Origin of the sequence: Collinsella sp. AM41-2BH (assembly GCF_003468085.1) — a bacterium.
Classification (GTDB): domain Bacteria; phylum Actinomycetota; class Coriobacteriia; order Coriobacteriales; family Coriobacteriaceae; genus Collinsella.
Map to the genome: position 1 here is coordinate 440 of NZ_QSGH01000041.1, position 1,587 is coordinate 2,026.

General features: G+C 57.1%; 1 protein-coding gene. It reads right to left on the reverse strand.

The features are described 5' to 3' along the window. Positions 1-249 precede the first annotated feature (249 nt). Entirely contained in the window at positions 250-1,464 is a 1,215-nt protein-coding gene (locus tag DW899_RS10360; RefSeq protein WP_199570320.1) for an MFS transporter, read from the reverse strand. Positions 1,465-1,587 lie beyond the last annotated feature (123 nt).

Genomic DNA, 1,587 nt, shown 5'->3' on the forward strand with positions numbered 1-1,587 from the left:
CCTCGTAGACGTTCTTGCCGTCCTCGACGTAGCCCTCCTGGCTAAAGTGCATGATCTCGATCTTCTCGGTTTCCTTCATGGCTTTTCCTTTCTGTCCTGCACGCAACTCTATACATCGCGTTTCTTTTCGATACCAATTATAGACATACACCTAATGTGTTTTTAATACCACTTATCAATCTGCTCCAATCCTCGGTGAACGGTCGAAATTCTCTGGTGAGTGGTATTAAATTAGAATTGAATGTATAGCTAACGCCTCTGGCGCCTCCCTTGTGTGACAAAGAACAGCGTTCCTACCAGCGCAATAATGGTCGATGCCCCAAACAGCACCGCCTGAACGCCCAAAGCCTCCGCCAAAAACGGAGCCGCCAGCAGCGGCAGCACGCCGGCGCTCATCAGGCCAAAACGCACAAAGCCGGTAATGCGCCCCAGGTATTTGATGTCGGTGCGCTCCTGAATCAAGATCATCTGCAGCGGTTCCAGGAATCCCCAGGCCAGACCGTTAATCGCCTGACCGATAATCGCGACCCCCAGCATATCGGTGCCCACGTACACCATGGACCCAATGCCCACGGCCATGAGCGCGCCGAGCAGCAATCGCAGGTTGACATGGCGGGCAGAAAGCTTGGTCAGGATGAACGCGCCCACCGAGGAAGTGAGGCCCACGACCGAGGACAGCCAGCCCAGCCAGACGATATCCACGTTGAGCACATCGCGATAGAACAACGACTCCAGCGAATCGAACGCGCCAAACGCAAAGAAACCCAAAAAGCCCGAGATAAAGATGAGGCGCAGGTCGTGGTCGCGAAACGTAAGTCGCGCACCCTCGGCCATGCCGCCCAAAATACCGCCCTTCGGCTTCTCCCCTTTTGCAGGAGCAACACACTCGTGACAGCCCAAGGAGAGCACGGCCGCCACACCCATCATGCCCGCCATGAGCAGATAGACCGATTGCGTGGCAAAACAGCTCACGATGGCACCGCCGAGCAGCGGGCCAGCGGTATAGGCGATATTGCTGTAGAACACCATGAGGCCGTTCACGCGGGTACGGCCCTCGGTGGTCGACTCCAGGTATCCCGGAAACGCATGCGTGCAGGTGTTGATAAAGCCGCCCGCAAGTCCCAAGACGCACGCGGCAAACACAAGCCCGGGGACAGACAACGGCGCCAACCCCACGCCAAGCGATAGCACTGCCGTAATCACGCACGTCACAAACGACGTCCGGCGCGGTCCAAAGCGATCGATGACCGAGCCCGACACCATATTGCCCACCGACGTCATAAGATTGCGCACGAGCGTAATGGCGGCAACCAAAAAGGCCGTGCCAGCCAAATCATACGTGGCCGCACCGATAAGCCCCAAAAAGTAGACCGCGTTGTTGGCGCACCACTGCAGGGACTCAATAAGAATCAGCCTGACCTCTGCCGGCGTCAGGCGCATTGCTTCGCGATCCTTCGCGAACATACGAACTCCTTCTATACAAAAAGGGGATGGAGGGCATAGGCCTGCTCCATCCCCTTTCCAGGTTGCAACGAAAATCTATGCAGCCGGGCCCTTACGCCAGCACGCCGAAGAACGCGCCGACGA